Below are 17,893 nucleotides of genomic sequence, written 5' to 3'. Positions count from 1 at the left end.
GGCGCGCGGCCCTTTTGCGCCTCAGGCCCCGATCGCGGCCGCGAAGGCGCTGCGGTAAAGCGCCGACAACTCGGCCAGGGGCGCGGCGTCCCCGCCCAGCGCCACGACATCGCCGCCAAAGCGCCCTGCCTGCGTGACCGGCACCCCCGCCGCGCGCGCCGCATCGGCCAGCGCCGCCACATCGCCGGCGGACGCGGCGAGCAGGTAGCGGGCCTGATCCTCGCCGAAGAGCTGGCCGATGTCGGCCGCGTCCAGCGTCACGCCGATCCGCGCGGCCTCGGCCATCTCGAACGACGCGAGCGCAAGGCCGCCGTCCGACAGGTCCGCGCAGGCGCGGATGAGGGCGCGGTTCCGCAGGATGAAGTCGCCGTTCCGGCGCTCGGCGTCCAGATCGACGGGCGGGGCGTCGCCATCCTCGATCCCGAACGCCTCGTAGGCCAGCGCCGACTGCGCGAGATGACCGCGCGTTTCGCCCACGAGCAGGATCACGTCGCCATCCGTCGGCAGTCCCGCGATCAGGTCGTCCAGCGTCTCAAGCAGCCCGACGCCGCCGATCGTCGGCGTCGGCAGGATCGGCTGGCCGTCGGTTTCGTTGTAAAGCGACACGTTGCCCGACACGATGGGGAAGTCGAGCGCGCGGCACGCCTCGCCGATGCCTTTGATCGCGCCGACGAACTGGCCCATGATCTCGGGCTTTTCCGGGTTGCCGAAGTTCAGGTTGTCGGTCGCGGCCAGCGGCGTCGCGCCGCAGGCGACGAGGTTGCGCCACGCCTCGGCCACCGCCTGCCGGCCGCCCTGCACGGGGTTCGCGCGGACGTAGCGGGGCGTCACGTCGCTGGTGAAGGCCAGCGCCTTGTCGGTGCCGTGGACCCGCACCACCCCGGCGCCAAGGCCCGGACGGCGCACCGTGTCGGCGCCGACCTGGGTGTCGTATTGTTCCCAGACCCACGCCTTGTGCGCGTAGCTGGGCGATCCCATCAGCGCCCGCAGCGCCGCCACCGGCGCGATCTGCGGCAGCGCCACGTCGGCCCGCGCGGGCGGCGTCTCGACCCACGGGCGGTCGTATTCGGGCGCGCTGGACGACAGCTTCGACAGCGGCAGGTCGGCCTTGACCGCGTTTCCGTGCAGGATCAGGAACCGGTCCTCGGCGATCGTCTCGCCCACGACCGCGAAGTCGAGGTCCCACTTCTCGAAGATCTCGCGGGCCACGGCTTCCTTTTCGGGATGCAGGACCATGAGCATCCGTTCCTGGCTTTCGGAAAGCATCATCTCGTAGGCGGTCATCGCGGTTTCCCGCACCGGCACCCGGTCGAGGTCCAGCCGGATCCCCAGCCCCCCCTTGTCGCCCATCTCGACAGCCGAGCAGGTCAGCCCCGCCGCGCCCATGTCCTGGATCGAGATGACCGCGCCCGTCTCCATCAGCTCAAGGCAGGCTTCGAGCAGGCATTTCTCGGTAAAGGGGTCGCCGACCTGCACGGTGGGGCGCTTTTCCTCGATGGTGTCGTCGAACTCGGCGCTGGCCATGGTCGCGCCGCCGACGCCGTCGCGGCCGGTCTTGGCGCCCAGATAGACGACCGGCATGCCGACGCCGGACGCGGCCGAATAGAAGATGCGGTCGGCCTGTGCGATCCCGGCGGCAAAGGCGTTCACGAGGCAGTTGCCGTCATAGGCGCGGTGGAAACGGACCTCGCCGCCCACGTTCGGGACGCCGAAGGCGTTGCCGTAGGCGCCGATCCCCTCGACCACGCCCTTGACCAGATGCGGGGTGCGCGGGTGGTCGGGCCGGCCGAAGGACAGCGCGTCCATGGCGGCAACGGGGCGCGCCCCCATCGTGAAGACGTCGCGCAGGATGCCGCCGACGCCGGTCGCGGCGCCCTGGTGCGGCTCGATGTAGCTGGGGTGGTTGTGGCTTTCCATCTTGAAGACCACGGCCAGTCTCTTGCCGTCAGGGCCGTCGCCGATGTCGGCCACGCCCGCGTTCTCGCCCGGGCCGCAGATCACCTGCGGGCCGGTGGTGGGCAGGGTCCGCAGCCATTTCTTGGACGACTTGTAGGAACAATGCTCGTTCCACATCGCCGAGAAGATGCCGAGTTCGGTAAAGCTCGGCTCGCGCCCCAGCAGGTCGAGGATGCGCTGGTATTCGTCGGGTTTCAGCCCATGCGCCGCGATCAGGTCGGGGGTGATGGCGGGGTCCTGCATGGATGGTCCTTTCGGGCGACGGAAACGTGCCGCCTTGTAGGTCGCCGGGCCGCGCCGTTCAACGGCCTGCGAGCCGGGGCCTCGCGGGCGGCGTTCAGTCCAGCCGGATAAGCAGGTCGAAGGGCAAAGGCGTCCGTCCGGGCGCCTGCGGCGCGCGCAGGACCCGCAGTTCCTGCCGGCCGGGCGGCACCGGCAGGGGCTGGTCGGCAGCAAGGTCGGTGGTGGTGCGGGAATAAAGGACCACCTTGAGGTCCGGCAGCGCCGGTCCCGGGCCGACCAGCGTCACCCGCGAGGCGGTGTCGGCGGGGATGAGCAGCCGGCAGATCGCCTCGCCTCGCACCTCGCCCGCGATCCGGTTCTCGCCGGGCGCCAGCATGTTCGGGGTCGGACAACCGGCGGGCACCGGCAGCGACCATGACGCAAGCGGGGCGGCCGGGGCGGTCGGGGCGGGCGCGGCGGGCAGGATCGCCGGGGGTTCTAACGGGGTGGCGGCGGCCGGGGTGGCGCGGCGGACCGGCCGACCGGGGATCGCCGCCGCAGGGGGCTGCGCCGCTTCTGCGGACGGGAACGGCATGGACGGCGGCAGTTCCGCCGGGTGCGGGCGCATCACGGGGCGCCGGGACATGTCGGCGCCGCCCGCCTGTGCCAGCCGGATCGCCCCGGGGGCGACGTTCTGGGGCGCGCAGGCCGCGCCGCCGCCGCAGCCGGGTTCCGCCGCGCCCAAGGCAGGGATCGCCAAAGCCAAGGTCGCCACCACGATGCAGATCCGTCCCGACATGCCTTTGCCTTCCATGCGCGTCTTGCATGACGTGCATGGCACAACTCGGACGCGATCGCACCCCGGCGGCGTTCACAACCCGTCCAGCGGCCATGACGCGGGCAGGGCCGCGACGCCTGCGCCGGGCCAAAAAAAAGCCGGGCACGAAGGCCCGGCTCAAGTCCAACAGGGAGGTGAAGAACAACGGCGCCCGAAGGGCCATCGTCGCTTCGGGGATCGAAATATGGACAGCGATGCCCGCGCGCAAGGCAGGCGAGGCGGCCGGATCAGCATATCGGCGTTGCGCGTGGCGAATGTCTGCCGATGCGGGCCTGCGTCAGGCGCAAACCCGCGAGGGGTCACTCGGCCATTATCGGCCGCCGCATCTGCTGGATTTCGTCGAGCACGAAGTCGCGGAAGGCCGCCACCCGGCGCGACCCGCGCAGTTCCTCGGGAAAGGCAAGAAAAACCGGCACTTCGGTGCTCTCCACCTCGGGCATGACGCGGACGAGGTGGGGGAAGTCCACGGTCAAATAGTCGGGCAGGACGCCGATGCCCACATGGCTCAGCACGCCTTGCAGGACCCCGAAGTAGTTGTTCACCAGAAGCGTCGACGCGATGTTCTGCGCCAGAAGCGTCTGCACCAGCGCCGCCCCCGACTGCACCTGCGGCGTGGCGGGGTTCTGGCAGATCAGGCGGTGCGGCCCGAGGTCCGAGATTTCGGTCGGCGTGCCCGCCTGGTCGAGATAGGTCTGCGAGGCGTAAAGCCGCATGCGGATGTTCAGCAACCGCCGGCGAATCAGGTCGGCCTGGCTGGGTTCCTTCATGCGGATCGCCACGTCCGCCTCGCGCATGGGCAGGTCCAGCACGCGTTCCTCGAGCATCAGGTCGATCTTGAGGTCGGGATAGCGCGCGAAGAGCTTCGCCAGACGCGGCACCAGCCACATCGTCCCGAAACCCACGGTCGTGGTCACGCGCAGTTCGCCGAAGACATGTTCCTCGCTGTCGCGGATGCGGGCGGCGGTGGTGTCGAGCTTGCGCGAGATCGAGCGCGTCGCCTCGAACAGCATCTCGCCCTGTTCGGTGAGGATCAGCCCGCGCGCATGGCGGTGGAACAGCGTGGTGCCCAGCATCTCCTCGAGCGCGCGGACCTGGCGGCTGACGGCCGACTGCGACAGGTGCAGCACGTCGCCCGCATGGGTCAGGCTGCCCGCGTCGGCGACGGCGTGGAAAATCCGCAGCTTGTCCCAGTCCATGTCGCCCCCCTTTGGCCCGGGTCGTTGGTCCGCCCGTTGCCGTGCAGCGGTATCCCATAAACGCCGTTTCAGAAAATCCTTTATCGGTCAGTTTGACTGACCTATACTGACGCCATCATCCAGCTGGGGGGAGCAAGATGAGCATCCAGGTTTCCTTGTCCGATCGCTTCGACCTGTCGCGGCAGCACGTCCTTTTAAACGGGACGCAGGCGCTGGTCCGGCTGATGCTGATGCAGGCCGCGCGCGACAAGGCGGCGGGGCTGAACACGGCGGGGCTCGTCACCGGCTATCGCGGCTCGCCCCTCGGCGGCGTCGATCTGCAGATGATGAAGTCGAAGAAGCTGCTGGATCCCGCGAACGTCCTGTTCCAGCCGGGCCTGAACGAGGATCTGGCGGCGACCGCGATCTGGGGCAGCCAGCAGGCCGAACTGCGCGGCGAGGGGAAATACGACGGCGTCTTCGCGCTGTGGTACGGCAAGGGCCCGGGCGTGGACCGCACCGGCGACGTGATGCGCCACGCCAACATGGCGGGATCGTCCAAGCACGGCGGCGTCGTGATGGCGATGGGCGACGACCACACCGGCGAAAGCTCGACCGTGCTGCACCAATCCGACTGGGCCATGGTCGATGCCTATATCCCGGTCCTGTCGCCAGCGGGCGTGCAGGAAATCCTGGACTACGGCCTTTATGCATGGGCGCTGTCGCGCTATGCGGGCGTTTGGACCGGCCTCAAGACCATGAAGGACACGGTCGAGGCGACGAGCGTGGTCGATGGCGACCCCTTCCGCATGTCGTTCGTCACCCCCGACGACTTCCTGATGCCCGAGGGCGGGCTGAACATCCGTCTGGGCGACACGCCGGTCGTTCAGGAAGCGCGGATGATCGACTACAAGCGTTTCGCGGCCGAGGCGTTCGCCCGCGCGAACCGCATCGACCGCCGCGTCTGGGGCAAGCCCGGCGCGAAGATCGGGATCGCGGCGGCGGGCAAGAACTGGCTCGACGTGGTGCATGCGCTGTCGCTGCTGGGCATTGATGAGGAAATGGCCGAGCGGCTGGGCATCACCACCTACAAGATCGGCCAGACTTGGCCGCTGGACATGACCAGCTTCCACGAGTGGGCCGAGGGGCTCGATCTCATCATCGTGGTCGAGGAAAAGCGCAAGCTGATCGAGGTGCAGGTCAAGGAGGCGATCTTCGACGATCGCCGCGGCCGCCGCGTCTATGGCTGGCACAAGGGCGACACCTGGGAACACGGCCGCCGGATCGAACTGTTCCCGACCCGCTACGCGCTCGACCCCGTCCTGATCGCGCAGCGGCTGGGCGACATCTTCATCGAGGAAGGGCGCCGCACCGACGCGCTTGAGGCGGCTTTGTCGCGCATCGCCGACACCCGCCGCGCCGACAATGCGGCCGAGATCGCTGTCCGCACGCCGTGGTTCTGCTCGGGCTGCCCGCACAACTCATCGACCAAGGTGCCGGACGGCAGCCGCGCATATGCCGGGATCGGCTGCCACTACATGGTCCAGTGGATGGACCGCGAGACGACCGGTTTTACCCAGATGGGCGGCGAGGGCGTGAACTGGGTCGGCGAGGCGCCGTTTTCCAAGCGTCCGCACGTTTTCCAGAACCTGGGCGACGGCACCTACAACCACTCCGGCAGCCTTGCGATCCGCGCCGCCAAGGCGGCGGGCACCAACATCACCTACAAGATCCTGTTCAACGACGCCGTCGCGATGACCGGCGGCCAGCCCAACGAGGGCGGGCTGACGGCACCGCAGATCGTGCGCGAGGTGCAGGCGATGGATGTGCCGGTCGTCCTTGTCTACGACGAAAAGGAAGAAATCGACCGCGGCATCTTCCCCGCCGGGCTGCGGTTCGAGGAACGCGCGAACCTGATGGCCGTCCAGCGTGAGCTGGAACAGGTCGGCGGCGTCTCCGCCATCGTTTATGTCCAGACCTGCGCCGCCGAAAAGCGCCGCCGCCGCAAGAAGGGCGCGTTCCCCGACCCGGACCGGCGCGTTTTCATCAACACCGACGTCTGCGAGGGGTGCGGCGACTGCTCGGTCCAGTCGAACTGCGTCTCGGTCGTGCCGGTCGACACGGAACTCGGCCGCAAGCGCGCCATCGACCAATCGTCGTGCAACAAGGACTTCAGCTGCGTCAAGGGCTTCTGCCCCAGCTTCGTCAGCGTTCAGGGCGGCCGCCCGCGCCGCCCAAAGGCCGAGGCGTTCGAGCTTCCCGTTCTGCCCGCGCCCCGGCTGCCCGCGATCGACGGCACCCACAACATCGTCATCACCGGCGTCGGCGGCACCGGGGTCGTGACCATCGGCGCGGTGCTGGCGCAGGCCGCCCAGATCGACGGCAAGGGCGCGGGCATGATGGAAATGGCCGGCCTCGCCCAGAAGGGCGGCGCTGTCCACATCCACCTGCGCCTTGCGAACCGGCCCGAGGACATCAGCGCCATCCGGGTCGCGGTGGGCGAGGCCGACTGCATCATCGGCGGCGACCTTGTCGTGACGGCGGGCGCCCGGACCATCGGCCTGATGACCACCGGCCGCACCGGCGCGGTCGTCAACGACCACGAGATCATCACCGGCGAGTTCACCCGCAACCGCGACTTCCGCGTGCCCGCCGACCGGCTGAAGATGTCGCTGCAGGCGCGGCTGGGCGAGCGGACGGCGTTCTTCGACGCATCGCAGCTGGCCGAGCGTCTGCTGGGGGATTCGATCTATTCCAACATGCTGGTGATGGGCGCGGCCTTCCAGCAGGGGCTGATCCCGCTGAGCGAGGCGGCGATCCTGAAGGCGGTCGAGCTGAACGGCGCCAAGGTCGCGGAAAACCAGCGCGCGTTCCAGATCGGGCGCTGGGCGGTCCTGAACCCCGACAAGCTCGCCGCACCCGCAGAGCCCACCACGCTGCCCCGCGACCCGGTCGCCTACCGCGCCGCGCGGCTGGTGGATTACCAGGGCGAGGGGCTGAAGCGCCGGTTCCTCGACCTCGTGGCGCAGGCCCCGGCCGAACTTCGGGAAAGCGTCGCCAAGGGCTACTACAAGCTTCTGGCCTACAAGGACGAATACGAGGTCGCGCGGCTGCATCTCGACACCGCCGACCGCGTGGCGCAGGCCTTCGAGGGCGAAGTGCGCGTGACCTATCACCTCGCGCCGCCGGTGCTGACCGGCCGCGACAGCGACGGACGGCCGAAGAAGCGCGAGTTCGGGCCGTGGATGGGCCGGGCGTTCAGGTTGCTCGCGGGCATGAAGGGCTTGCGGGGCACGCCCTTCGACGTCTTCGGATATATGCCCGAACGCCGCCGCGAGCGGGCGATGATCGCCCGGTTCGAGGCCGACATGCGCGAAGTCCTGCCCCGCGCGACGCCCGCGACGATGGACCTGATCCGCGAACTGGCGGAACTGCCGCTGGATATTCGCGGCTACGGCTTCATCAAGGACCGCGCCGCCGAGGACGCCGCCCCCCGCCGCGCCGCCCTGCTCGACGCGATCCGCGCGGGCGGCACGCCGATGCGGCACGCGGCCGAGTGACGCATTCGCGGCCCGGCGCCGCGTCGAAGTGGTAATTTCCGCCGTCAGTCTCTAAACCAAGCGGCGGATTTCAACCGGGGACACTGCGATGGCGGTCGGCGTATTCGATTCGGGGCTGGGCGGGCTGACGGTGCACCAGGCCATCGCCGCCCGGATGCCCGACCTGCCGCTGGTCTATCTGGGCGACAACGCAAACGCCCCCTACGGCACCCGCACGCCCGACGACATCTTCCGCCTGACCTGCGCCGCGACCGAGCGGCTGTGGGACGAAGGCTGCGACCTTGTGATCCTCGCCTGCAACACCGCCAGCGCCGCCGCGCTGCGCCGGATGCAGGAAAGCTGGCTGCCCGAGGGCAAGCGGGTCCTGGGCGTGTTCGTGCCGCTGATCGAGGCGCTGACCGAGCGGCATTGGGGCGACAACAGCCCCCCGCGCGAGGTCGCGGTCAAGCACGTGGCCCTGTTCGCGACGCCCGCGACCGTCGCCAGCCGGGCGTTCCAGCGCGAACTGGCGTTCCGCGCGATCGGCGTCGATGTCGAGGCGCAGCCCTGCGGCGGCCTTGTCGATGCGATCGAGGATGGCGACGAGATCCTGGCCGAGGCGCTGGTCCGCAGCCATGTCGAGGCGCTGAAACGCCGGATGCCGCACCCGCAGGCGGCGGTGCTGGGCTGCACCCATTACCCGCTGATGGCGCGCGTGTTCCAGGACGCGCTGGGCCCCGGCGTGAAGCTTTTTTCTCAGGCCGATCTGGTCGCCGCGAGCCTTGAGGATTATCTGGCCCGCAGGCCCGATTATTTGGGCACCGGCGCTCGCTCGCTGTTCCTGACCAGCGGCGACCCGGCCCGGGTGGGATCGAAGGCCACGCAGTTCCTGCGCGCCCCGATCCGGTTCGAGGCAGCCTGAGGAAGAACCGGCAAAGCCATGAAGTCGCTCAAGAAGAAACGCCGCATCCAGCTTGTCGCCGCAGCCGCCGCGCTGCTGCTGCTGTCGGCCGTGCTGATCGGTTATGGCTTCCGCGACGGGATCAGCCTCTATCGCTCGCCCGCGCAGGTCGTGGCCGACACGCCGCGCGAGACCGAGTATTTTCAGCTTGGCGGGCTGGTGAAGACCGGCTCGATCGTGAACCGTGGCGGGGTGGCGTTCGATTTCGTCGTGACCGACGGCGCGCAGGACATTCCCGTCAGCTACGTCGGCGCCGACCCGCGGCCGGACCTGTTCACTGAAAACTCCGGCACGATCGCAAAGGGCTATTACCGCGACGGCGTGTTCCGGGCCGATTCGCTGCTGGCCAAGCACGACGAGAACTACATGCCGCGCGAGGTCATCGACACGCTGAAGGCGCAGGGCGTGTACGAGGAACCGACCTCCTGATTGCCGCAACGCACGGTCGGTTAAGCCCGGGTTAACCGCCCCGCGCGAGCCTTGCCCTTGAACCGACATGCGGGGGCAGGGATGCAGACAGTGGATCAGATCGCGGCCGAGATCGTCGCGCGCGAAGGAGGCTTCGTCAACGACCCCGACGATCCGGGCGGGGCCACCAAGTATGGCGTCACCTTCGGCACGCTCAGGCGGCTGGGGATCGACCTGAACGGCGACGGCAGGACGGGGACCGACGACCTGAAGCTGCTGACCCGGGCACAGGCGGCCCGCATCTTCGTCGAACATTTCTTTCGCGGACCGAAGCTGGACCAGCTTCCGCCGACGATCCAGCCCGCCGTGTTCGACATGTACGTGAACTCGGGTGCCAACGCGGTGAAGATCCTGCAACGGCTGGTGGCGCGGATGGGCTTTCCCTGCGCCGACGACGGCATCGTCGGGCCAAAGACCGTCGCCGCAGTCAGGGGCGCGGCCGAGGTCGCGCCGCGCCACCTGGCCGACGCCTACGGGATCGCGCGGCGCAACTATTACTACGCCATCGCCGACGCCCGCCCGGCAAGCCGCAAGTACGCCCGCACACGCGCCGGCGGAAAGGGCGGCTGGATCACCCGGGCCGAGGCGTTCGTGTCCCCCCGTTACCGCCTGACCGCCGTCGAGCATCAGGAAAGGACCGCCGCATGGGCATGATCGACCGCGTGATCGGGGCCGGCCCCGCCATAGCCGCCGTGGGCAACGCCGCGGGCCAGCTGTCCGAGGTGTTCACCCCCAACGCCACCCGCCGGATGGAGCTGGACGAGGAAGCCTATGCCCGCGCCATGTCCGAGCACGGGCAGGAGTTCGTGTCGGCGGGCGACAGCCATTTCGACGCGATGGTCAACGGGCTGAACCGCCTGCCGCGCCCGCTGCTGACCCTGGGGACGATCGGGCTGTTCGTCTATGCGATGGCCGAGCCCGCGGGCTTCTCGATGCGGATGGAGGGGCTTGCCCTCGTGCCCGAGCCGCTGTGGTGGCTGATGGGCGCCATCGTCAGCTTCTACTTCGGCGCGCGCGAGGCGCATTATTTCCGGGGCCGGGTCTGGCCGCGCGGAAAGGTCACGACGACCACGACCGGCGCGCCTGCCGCCGACTTCGCCGACAACGCCGCGCTCAGGGACTGGGCGGCGGAACGCTGACCCCGCCACGACAGCGTGACGATATGACCCGCGCACGGGGCTGGTTCGCACCGGCCCCGCGCCTTATTGTGCGCGCTTGCAGGGTTTTTGCGGGGTCGCGACATGATTGCCGAGCTGGGTCACTTCGCCCTCGTCCTGTCGCTCGGCGTGGCGCTGTTCCAGATGATCGTGCCGATGATCGGCGCCGCGCGCGACCGCGCGCCCTGGATGGAAAGCGCGCGCCCCGCCGCGATGGCGCAGTTCGGGCTGCTGGGGATCGCCTTTGCGGCGCTGACGGTGGCGTTCGTCACCTCGGACTTCTCGGTCGCGCTGGTCTACGAGAACAGCCACTCGGCCAAGCCGATGATCTACAAGGTCAGCGGCGTCTGGGGAAACCACGAAGGCTCGATGCTGCTGTGGGTGCTGATCCTGGCGCTGTTCGGGGCGGCGGCGGCGGTCTTTGGCGACAATCTTCCGCCCCGGCTGCGCGCCCGCGTCCTGTCGGTGCAGGCGTCGATCGGGTCCGCGTTCATCGCCTTCATCCTGTTCACGTCGAACCCGTTCCTGCGGCTGGACGTGCCCCCGTTTGACGGGCGCGACCTGAACCCGCTGCTGCAGGACCCGGGCCTCGCGTTCCATCCACCCTTTCTCTACCTCGGCTATGTCGGCCTGAGCATGTCGTTCAGCTTTGCCGTCGCCGCCCTGATCGAGGGGCGGGTGGACGCGGCATGGGCGCGCTGGGTGCGGCCCTGGACGCTGGCCGCGTGGATGTTCCTGACGGTCGGGATCGCGCTGGGATCGTGGTGGGCCTATTACGAACTCGGCTGGGGCGGGTTCTGGTTCTGGGACCCGGTCGAGAACGCATCCTTCATGCCGTGGCTGCTGGCGGGCGCGCTGCTGCACTCGGCGGTGGTGGTCGAAAAGCGCGAGACGATGAAGGCGTGGACGATCCTGCTCGCGATCATGGCGTTCGGGCTGTCGCTCACGGGGACGTTCATCGTCCGCTCGGGCGTGCTGACATCGGTCCACAGCTTCGCCACCGATCCCGCGCGCGGGGTGTTCATCCTGGGGATTCTCGCGGTGTTCGTGGGCGGGGCGCTGACGCTGTTTGCGGCGCGCGCGGGCGCGATGACGACGCGGACGGTGTTCTCGCCGGTGTCGCGCGAAGGGGCGCTGCTGCTCAACAACCTGCTGCTCGCGGTGGCCGCGTTCGTGGTGTTCGTGGGCACGCTGTGGCCGCTGGTGGCTGAATTCGCGGCCGGGCGAAAGCTGTCGGTCGGCCCGCCGTTCTTTGAAAAGGCGTTCACGCCATTCATGATCGTGCTGGCCATCGCGCTGCCGATCGGGACGATCCTGCCGTGGAAGCGCGGCCGGATGGGGCGCGCGGTTGCCACGCTCAGGCCCGCGCTGGTGCTGGCGGTCGCGGTCGCAGCGGCGGTGTTCGCGGTATCGACCGGAAAATCGGCGCTGGCCGTCGTGGGCGCGGCGCTCGGCGCGTGGCTTGTCGCCGGGTCGGCCGTGGACCTGTGGACGCGTGCGGGCGGAACGCCTGCGCGGCTCGGCCGGCTGCCGGGCGCGGACTGGGGCCGGGCGCTGGCCCATGCGGGCCTGGGCATCACCTTCATCGGCGTCAGCCTGCTGATGGCCTGGCAGGTCGAGGATATCCGCGTGGCGAATATCGGCGACCGGATGCGGATCGCGGATTACGACGTGACGCTGCAGGCGGTCGATGAGGTCGAGGGGCCGAACTATACCGCGACCATCGCGACGATGCTGGTCGAGCGGGGGGGTCGGCAGGTCGCCGTCCTGCACCCCGAAAAGCGGGTCTATCCCGTGCAGGCGATGCCCACGACCGAGGCCGCGATCACAAGCGGGGTGTTTCGCGACATCTACCTGGTGATCGGCGATCCGCAGAAGGGCGGCGGCTGGGCGGTGCGCAGCTACGTCAAGCCGTTCGCCGCCTGGATCTGGTCGGGCTGCGCGATGATGGCGCTTGGCGGCTTGGCGAGCCTGACCGACCGGCGCTACCGCGTCGCCGCCACCGCGCGCCGCGGCGTGGCGCGCGCGGTCCCCGCCGAATGAGGGCCGCGGCGGTCCTGCTGGCCGCGATGCTCGCGGCCACGCCCGCGCTAGCGGTGCAGCCCGACGAGGTTCTGCCCGACGCGGAGCTTGAGGCGCGGGCGCGCGCGATCTCCAGGGACCTGCGCTGCCCGGTCTGCCAGGGCGAGAACATCGACGAATCGAACGCGCCGATCAGCCGCGACCTGCGGCTTTACGTGCGCGAGCGTCTGGTCGCGGGCGACGACGACGACGCCGTGATCGACGCGGTGACGGACCGGTTTGGCGAGTTCGTGCTGTTCGATCCGCCCGCGACGGGCAGCACCGTGATCCTGTGGCTGGCTGGCCCGGCGATGGCGCTGCTGGGGTTGCTGATCGCATGGGCCTTCGTCCGCCAGCGACCGGCCGCCACGTCACCCGACAGCCTGTCGGCCGAGGAAAGCGCCCGGCTGGACCGGATCATGCGCGACGACGACATGTAGGACGGCTTGCCAGGCGCGGATCGCGTCAGTCGATGCGCTGGAAGCCGGGCGTCGGGCCCTCGTTGTCGAAGAACGGCACGCTTTCGGGCGCGCGCAGCGGTCCGTCCCCGGCGGCGGCAACCAGCGCCTGAACCTCGGCCAGCACGACCTCGGTGATGAAGGGAAGGTTCAGCCGCCGCGCTTCGCCGAGCGCGACCCAGTGCAGGTGCGACAGCTCGTCCGAGGCGCGCGAGAAGTCGTTGCGGTCGCCGTGCAGATTTTCCGCGTCGATCACGAAGAACCGGGCGTCGAACCGGCGCGGGCGGCCGGGCGGCGTGATCGCGCGAAAGACGTAGATCAGCGCCGACGCGTCGGGCACCAGCGCCGCTTGTGCGTATTCGGGCCAGTTGACGGCCGCATGGCCGGGCCTGCCGACCATGAGGCCGGTTTCCTCGGCCAGTTCGCGCAGCGCGGCGGCGGCGATGGCGGGGCCGCGCGCGGCGGCATCGGTGCGCAGATGCGCGTCGAGCCGGGCAAGGCAGCCGGGCCCCGGCGTGGCGCAGACGATTGCGGCGTCGCCCTGATCGACCGCACCCCCCGGAAAGACGTATTTCGACGGCATGAACGCCGCCGTCTCGCCGCGCATCCCCATCAGGACCGCAGGCCCTTGGGGACCAGCCCGGTCGATGACGAGGACGCTCGCCGCGTCGCGGATCGCGGCAGGATCGGTCACGGACGCGGCGACGGCGTTGCGGCCTGCGCGTCCACTGGTCGTGCCGCAGGGGATCTTGCGTCGAAGTCCCGCGTGTTGAACGTCCGCGCGTCGTAGTCGGGCGCGCCCGGGTCGCCGTCTCCGAACCCGTGCATGCGCTTTGCCCACTGGAACCCGACCATGCCGCCCTTGATCCGGGGCAGCATCAGCAGCGAAAGCAGGGTCGCCGCCGCGCAGAAGCCCGTGACCATGACCATCGGCGCAGGCTGCCACGCCATGTAGACGACAAGCAGAAGCGGCCCCACCAGGTGCGAGACGATCAGCACCGTGAGGTAGGCCGGCCCGTCGTCGGCCCGCTGCGCGCTCAGATCCTCGCCGCAGGACGCGCAGGCGGGGCTGACCTTGAGGAAGCTTGCGAACATCGCCCCGTCGCCGCAGGCGGGGCAACGCCCGCGCGCGCCCCGGACCATTCCCTGACGCAGGTCGCGGACGGGCAGGGAAGCGCCGGCCGGAGGGATGTCGGAAACGGATCGGGGCGCGGCGGCGTGCATCTGAAATCCTTCGGGCGATCTGATCCGCCAAGATATACGCGCGCGTGACCGGGGTTGAAAGGCGCCGGGCGCACGGCGCCCGCAACGCGCGACCGCGTGCCGCAGCCGGGCTATCGACCGGAGCCTGCCGCGCGGTGCAAGTCAGCGCCGGAAACTGCGCCCGTCAGGCCGCAACGGGCGCCCCGTGTCGGACCGATCGGTCGCGGCCGGACAGCTTTGCCTGCATCATCGCGCCGTCGGCCCGCGCAAGAAGCAGCTCGATCCCCGCCGCGCTCGCGCACATGCCGCCCTGATCGACGGCGATCCCGGCCGAGACGGTGACGCTCAGCGCGCCGCCCCCGGCGCAGTCGGGCAGCGGGACTGGCGAGCCCGATACCGCCGCGCGCAGCCGGTCGGCCATCTCGGCCCCGGCCCGGTCGCCGCCGCGCGGCAGCACCGCCAGGAACTCTTCTCCGCCGACGCGCGCCAGCAGCGCGCTTTCGGGCAGCACCGCCTGCATCCGGCGCGCGACCACGCGCAGCACCTCGTCGCCCGCCGCGTGGCCGTGCAGGTCGTTGACCCGCTTGAAGCGGTCGATGTCGAGCGCCACGACCGCCGCGCCGATGCCGGCCGTCCCGAGCTCGGCCATGCGGGCGAGGAAGTGCCGGCGGTTGGGCAGCTCGGTCAGGGGGTCGGACCAGGCGAGCCTGCGATCCCGCGCCGCCGCCTGCCGCGACCTGTCGGCCGCGAGCTTGCGGCGCAGCTGTGCCGCGATCCGCAACGCGACCTCTTCCTCGTGCGCGGGATCGGGCGGGTCCGACAGCACGTCGTTGGCGCCAAGATCCAGCGCCACCGCGGTCAGATCGGCCCGGTCGCGCGGCAGCAGCATCAGGAACGACGCCTCGCGCGAGGCGGGGCGCGAGCGAAGTTCGGAGAGCAGTTGCAGGCCCGCCGCGCCGGCGCCGCCCGCGATCAGGTAAAGATCGGCCGCGCGCCCCTGCGCCGCGTCCGACAGCGCCCGCTCGGGCTCGCAGAACTGAACTGCCAGGTTCAGCCGCGCCTGCACAGCGCGCCGCCACATCAGCGACCCGGCCCCCGGCTGCCCCACCAGCACGATCGACGCCCCGCGCAGGTCCGCGTCTTTGGCCCCCTCAGGGCCGATGAATGCGGCCGCCGCCTCGGCCATCCCCATCGGCTGCAGGGCCGCGCCATCGGCCGGTCCGACCGGCACGGCCATGCCCTGCGCGTCGCGCAGAAGCCCGCGGATGCGGGCGAGCAGCAGCGGTTCGTCCACCGGCCGGTCAATCGCCGCCGACGCGCCCGCGCGCAGCGCCCGCACCCGGTCCTGGGGTTCGGTGATCGCGATGATCGGGATCGTCCCCATCGTCTCGGCCGCAAGCCGCGCGCAGCACACGACGACCGGCATGTCGCCCGCGGCACCGCCCACCAGGATCATCTGCGGCGTCCCGCGTCGCAGCGCCGACAGCGCCTCGTCCAGCGACGGCGCGGTCGCGACCTCGTAGCAGGCGCCCGACAGACGCACCTTCATCGTGATCCGGCTGGTCGCCGCGCCGTCCAGGACAAGGATGCAGTCGCCCATGCGCTTCCCTTTACTTCCACGCCTCGTTTCAGCACTCTGGAGGACAAAGCTTAACAAAGCGTTTCGATGCGCACAGACGGTCCACATGATCTCGCACGCTGAACTGTCCGGGATGACCGAGGCGGCGATCATGCATTTCGCCGCGAATCCCGACCTTCTGGCAGAGCTGATGGCCGCCAGCGGACTTCAGGCGCAGGATCTGCGCGCGGCCGCCTACCGGACCGAGTTCGCGGCGGCGATCCTGGATTTCCTGTGCGAAAGCGACCAGCGCCTGCTGGATTTCGCCCGCGCCTCGGGGCTGAGGCCGGAACGCATTGCCTATGCCCGCGCAGCGCTCGAGGCGGGGCAGGTGGCGCCGCTGCGGCGGCATTGACGATTTCTTCAGCCTTCCGTGCCAAGCATGCGCCCTTGAAGGAGTCGGTCATGCACGGTCTGGTCAATCGTTTCGTCGAGGAGTTCCTGCGCGCGCGCTATGGCGAGGGGGTCTGGCGCGAGGTCGCGGTCGCCTGCGGCGTCGACGCGCAAGGGTTCCATTCCTGGCGCGCGCAGCCCGACGCGGTCACGGCGCGGCTGATCGCGCGCGCGGCGCGGCGGGTGGCCGTTCGCCCGAGCGATCTTGCCGAGGATGCCGGCGCCTGGCTCGCCCAGGTCGAGGCGATACGAAGGCTTCTGCGTTTCGGCGGGCGCGACTACGGCGAGTTCCTGCAATCGCTCGACCAGCTCCCGGGGCGGGCCGAGATGGTCGTGCGCGGCCTGGGTCTGCCGCCGCTTCGGGTGTCCGAAACGTGGAGCGATGCGTTCTGCATTACCCTTCCGGGCGGGCATCGGCTGTGGATCTGCGCTATGGCCGGTATCCTGCGGCAGATGGCGGATGACTATGGGGCGCTGGCGCTGATCACGACGGGGCCGGGGCACCGCATCGTCGTCGAGGTGCCGGAGCGCCGGTTCGCCAGCGGCCGCAGCTTCGCGCTGGTTGCGGGCGGCTCCGGCCTCGCGGGCGAGGTCGCGGCATGAGTTTTGCCGGGCCCGAGGGGTCCGCGGTCGCAGGGCTGCCGGTCAACGCGGCGGTGCCGCCGGGCGGCGCCCTTGCGGCGCCCTGGGCGCTGCTGCCGATGGCGGTTCACCTGCATCCCGACGGGCGGATCTCGGATGCGGGTCGGACGATCCGCAAGCTGATCGGCGACGCGGGCAGCTTCGCCGCCGCGTTCGAGCCGTTGCGCGCCGCGCGCGATGGCAGCCCGTCCCCCGACCTTCCCGACGAAGGCCGCCTGTTTCTGCGGCTGCGCGAACGCCCCGCCGTGACGTTGCGCGGCGACGCGATGCGGACGCCGGGCGGGGGCGTCGTGATCAACCTGGGCTTCGGGATCGGGCTTGCGGAGGCGGTCGCGCGCTTCGGCCTGACCGATCAGGATTTCGCGGGCGCGGAACTCGCCATGGAGATGCTGTTTCTGCACGAGGCGAACGGGGCGATGCTCGCCGAACTTTCCCGCTCGAACCTGCGGCTCGAGGAAGCGCGGCGGGCGGCCGAGGTCGAATCCTTCACCGATCCGCTGACCGGGCTTCACAACCGGCGCGGCGCCGAGGTCGCGATCGGGCTGGCGGTCCAGGCGGCGGCGGGGTTCCGCAACATGCCGGGCTTGCCCTTCAGCCTGATCCATCTCGACCTCGACCTGTTCAAGGGCATCAACGACACCCACGGGCACGCGGCCGGCGACGACATGCTGCGGGTCACCGCGCTGAAACTGCGTCAGGTCACGCGGGCGGACGACAGCGTGGCGCGCATGGGCGGCGACGAGTTCCTGCTGGTCATGCCCGGGCTGGTCGATCGCACGGCGCTGCGGCGGCTGGGCCGCCGGATCGTGCGCCGGATCGAGGAGCCGGTGGTGCTTAACGACGTGTCCTGCCGCGTGTCGGCGAGCCTCGGCGTGGCGATGTCGACGAGCTACGACGCGCCCGACGCGGCGCGGATGATGGGCGACGCGGACCGGGCGCTGTACGCGGCCAAGGTGGCCGGGCGGGGCAGGGTGGCCTTTGCGGACGAGGCTGGGTGAGGGGCAGGTTGGGCACGCAGGCGGGTCTCGCGGCGACCTGCAGCTTGGCCGGGGGAGGCCGGGCGCTTGCTGTCTGTTTGGTCGCAGCTTCTGCGGACTGACGGGCCCGGTCGATCCTGCGTGACAAGCGGCACCTTCCGACCTGAGGCACCCGACGACGCCTGAGACGTCGACCTTCGCGGAAAGCGGTTCGTGACCAGCTCG

At 70.2% G+C, this 17,893-nt stretch carries 16 protein-coding genes; 10 read left to right on the top strand and 6 right to left on the bottom strand.

The annotated features are described in order from the left end of the window. Positions 1 to 21: 21 nt before the first annotated feature. The 3 genes from purL to FNF32_RS00365 all read right to left on the bottom strand — a co-directional run bounded on the left by purL (position 22) and on the right by FNF32_RS00365 (position 4,212). The gene (gene purL, locus FNF32_RS00375; protein WP_131673571.1) at positions 22 to 2,199 is read right to left on the bottom strand and encodes a phosphoribosylformylglycinamidine synthase subunit PurL; all 2,178 of its coding nucleotides are present in this window, start codon (positions 2,197 to 2,199) and stop codon (positions 22 to 24) included. A 94-nt stretch (positions 2,200 to 2,293) separates the two neighbouring features. Then, positions 2,294 to 2,977: a hypothetical protein gene (locus FNF32_RS00370; protein WP_131673570.1), complete on the bottom strand. Its 684-nt coding sequence runs from the start codon at positions 2,975 to 2,977 to the stop codon at positions 2,294 to 2,296. Between the two features lie 338 nt (positions 2,978 to 3,315). Beyond that, a complete protein-coding gene (locus FNF32_RS00365) occupies positions 3,316 to 4,212 on the bottom strand; it encodes a LysR family transcriptional regulator (protein WP_131673569.1) in 897 nt (298 codons plus the stop codon). A gap of 137 nt (positions 4,213 to 4,349) precedes the next feature. Between FNF32_RS00365 and FNF32_RS00360 the strand changes: the two genes are divergently transcribed. The 7 genes from FNF32_RS00360 (at position 4,350) to FNF32_RS00330 (ending at position 12,817) form a co-directional block, all read left to right on the top strand. Continuing rightward, a complete protein-coding gene (locus FNF32_RS00360; RefSeq protein WP_131673568.1) occupies positions 4,350 to 7,751 on the top strand; it encodes an indolepyruvate ferredoxin oxidoreductase family protein in 3,402 nt (1,133 codons plus the stop codon). Positions 7,752 to 7,839: 88 nt separating this feature from the next. Further along, on the top strand, positions 7,840 to 8,652 hold the full coding sequence (locus FNF32_RS00355; protein ID WP_131673567.1) for a glutamate racemase: 813 nt from the start codon (positions 7,840 to 7,842) through the stop codon (positions 8,650 to 8,652). Between the two features lie 18 nt (positions 8,653 to 8,670). Beyond that, a complete protein-coding gene (gene ccmE / locus FNF32_RS00350; RefSeq protein ID WP_131673566.1) occupies positions 8,671 to 9,120 on the top strand; it encodes a cytochrome c maturation protein CcmE in 450 nt (149 codons plus the stop codon). A gap of 81 nt (positions 9,121 to 9,201) precedes the next feature. After that, positions 9,202 to 9,813 (top strand): holin-associated N-acetylmuramidase, encoded by a 612-nt coding sequence (locus FNF32_RS00345; RefSeq protein WP_131673565.1) that lies wholly within the window; start codon positions 9,202 to 9,204, stop codon positions 9,811 to 9,813. Beyond that, a complete protein-coding gene (locus FNF32_RS00340) occupies positions 9,804 to 10,298 on the top strand; it encodes a holin family protein (RefSeq protein WP_131673564.1) in 495 nt (164 codons plus the stop codon). The genes FNF32_RS00345 and FNF32_RS00340 overlap by 10 nt, the downstream gene beginning before the upstream one ends. Positions 10,299 to 10,400: 102 nt before the next feature. After that, positions 10,401 to 12,359 (top strand): heme lyase CcmF/NrfE family subunit, encoded by a 1,959-nt coding sequence (locus tag FNF32_RS00335; protein ID WP_131673563.1) that lies wholly within the window; start codon positions 10,401 to 10,403, stop codon positions 12,357 to 12,359. Continuing rightward, positions 12,356 to 12,817, top strand: coding sequence for a cytochrome c-type biogenesis protein (locus FNF32_RS00330; protein WP_131673562.1), 462 nt, complete (start codon positions 12,356 to 12,358; stop codon positions 12,815 to 12,817). The genes FNF32_RS00335 and FNF32_RS00330 overlap by 4 nt, the downstream gene beginning before the upstream one ends. A gap of 25 nt (positions 12,818 to 12,842) precedes the next feature. On the opposite strand, the gene FNF32_RS00325 is transcribed toward FNF32_RS00330, so the two are convergent. The 3 genes from FNF32_RS00325 to FNF32_RS00315 all read right to left on the bottom strand — a co-directional run bounded on the left by FNF32_RS00325 (position 12,843) and on the right by FNF32_RS00315 (position 15,638). Then, positions 12,843 to 13,529 (bottom strand): NUDIX hydrolase, encoded by a 687-nt coding sequence (locus FNF32_RS00325; RefSeq protein WP_131673561.1) that lies wholly within the window; start codon positions 13,527 to 13,529, stop codon positions 12,843 to 12,845. Further along, positions 13,526 to 13,930: a DUF983 domain-containing protein gene (locus FNF32_RS00320; RefSeq protein WP_246087611.1), complete on the bottom strand. Its 405-nt coding sequence runs from the start codon at positions 13,928 to 13,930 to the stop codon at positions 13,526 to 13,528. Before FNF32_RS00320 ends, FNF32_RS00325 begins: the two co-directional genes overlap by 4 nt. A gap of 292 nt (positions 13,931 to 14,222) precedes the next feature. Further along, complete coding sequence (locus tag FNF32_RS00315) at positions 14,223 to 15,638, bottom strand: diguanylate cyclase domain-containing protein (RefSeq protein ID WP_131673559.1); 1,416 nt, start codon at positions 15,636 to 15,638, stop codon at positions 14,223 to 14,225. A gap of 85 nt (positions 15,639 to 15,723) precedes the next feature. On the opposite strand from FNF32_RS00315, the gene FNF32_RS00310 reads away from it, so the two are divergent. From FNF32_RS00310 to FNF32_RS00300, 3 genes are read left to right on the top strand one after another with little or no spacing between them, the layout of a single operon-like run. Further along, positions 15,724 to 16,011: a DUF3572 family protein gene (locus FNF32_RS00310; RefSeq protein WP_246087610.1), complete on the top strand. Its 288-nt coding sequence runs from the start codon at positions 15,724 to 15,726 to the stop codon at positions 16,009 to 16,011. 50 nt (positions 16,012 to 16,061) lie between these two features. Further along, entirely contained in the window at positions 16,062 to 16,652 is a 591-nt protein-coding gene (locus FNF32_RS00305) for a heme NO-binding domain-containing protein (RefSeq protein ID WP_131673558.1), read from the top strand. After that, complete coding sequence (locus tag FNF32_RS00300) at positions 16,649 to 17,689, top strand: GGDEF domain-containing protein (RefSeq protein WP_131673557.1); 1,041 nt, start codon at positions 16,649 to 16,651, stop codon at positions 17,687 to 17,689. Before FNF32_RS00305 ends, FNF32_RS00300 begins: the two co-directional genes overlap by 4 nt. Positions 17,690 to 17,893 lie beyond the last annotated feature (204 nt).

Origin of the sequence: Paracoccus marinus, assembly GCF_007018965.1 — a bacterium.
In the GTDB taxonomy this organism is placed as follows: domain Bacteria; phylum Pseudomonadota; class Alphaproteobacteria; order Rhodobacterales; family Rhodobacteraceae; genus Paracoccus; species Paracoccus marinus.
The sequence above is the reverse complement of the archived record's forward strand: the minus strand, read 5'-3'. Positions and strand labels throughout refer to the sequence as shown.

Excerpts from the sequence above, each read along its gene's own strand:
- FNF32_RS00335 (WP_131673563.1), top strand. The coding sequence starts at position 10,401 with ATGATTGCCGAGCTGGGTCACTTCGCCCTCGTCCTGTCGCTCGGCGTG.
- FNF32_RS00340 (WP_131673564.1), top strand. The coding sequence starts at position 9,804 with ATGGGCATGATCGACCGCGTGATCGGGGCCGGCCCCGCCATAGCCGCC.
- FNF32_RS00320 (WP_246087611.1), bottom strand. The coding sequence starts at position 13,930 with ATGTTCGCAAGCTTCCTCAAGGTCAGCCCCGCCTGCGCGTCCTGCGGC.
- FNF32_RS00305 (WP_131673558.1), top strand. The coding sequence starts at position 16,062 with ATGCACGGTCTGGTCAATCGTTTCGTCGAGGAGTTCCTGCGCGCGCGC.
- purL (WP_131673571.1), bottom strand. The coding sequence starts at position 2,199 with ATGCAGGACCCCGCCATCACCCCCGACCTGATCGCGGCGCATGGGCTG.
- FNF32_RS00370 (WP_131673570.1), bottom strand. The coding sequence starts at position 2,977 with ATGTCGGGACGGATCTGCATCGTGGTGGCGACCTTGGCTTTGGCGATC.
- FNF32_RS00315 (WP_131673559.1), bottom strand. The coding sequence starts at position 15,638 with ATGGGCGACTGCATCCTTGTCCTGGACGGCGCGGCGACCAGCCGGATC.
- FNF32_RS00330 (WP_131673562.1), top strand. The coding sequence starts at position 12,356 with ATGAGGGCCGCGGCGGTCCTGCTGGCCGCGATGCTCGCGGCCACGCCC.
- FNF32_RS00345 (WP_131673565.1), top strand. The coding sequence starts at position 9,202 with ATGCAGACAGTGGATCAGATCGCGGCCGAGATCGTCGCGCGCGAAGGA.
- FNF32_RS00310 (WP_246087610.1), top strand. The coding sequence starts at position 15,724 with ATGATCTCGCACGCTGAACTGTCCGGGATGACCGAGGCGGCGATCATG.
- FNF32_RS00365 (WP_131673569.1), bottom strand. The coding sequence starts at position 4,212 with ATGGACTGGGACAAGCTGCGGATTTTCCACGCCGTCGCCGACGCGGGC.
- FNF32_RS00360 (WP_131673568.1), top strand. The coding sequence starts at position 4,350 with ATGAGCATCCAGGTTTCCTTGTCCGATCGCTTCGACCTGTCGCGGCAG.
- ccmE (WP_131673566.1), top strand. The coding sequence starts at position 8,671 with ATGAAGTCGCTCAAGAAGAAACGCCGCATCCAGCTTGTCGCCGCAGCC.
- FNF32_RS00300 (WP_131673557.1), top strand. The coding sequence starts at position 16,649 with ATGAGTTTTGCCGGGCCCGAGGGGTCCGCGGTCGCAGGGCTGCCGGTC.
- FNF32_RS00355 (WP_131673567.1), top strand. The coding sequence starts at position 7,840 with ATGGCGGTCGGCGTATTCGATTCGGGGCTGGGCGGGCTGACGGTGCAC.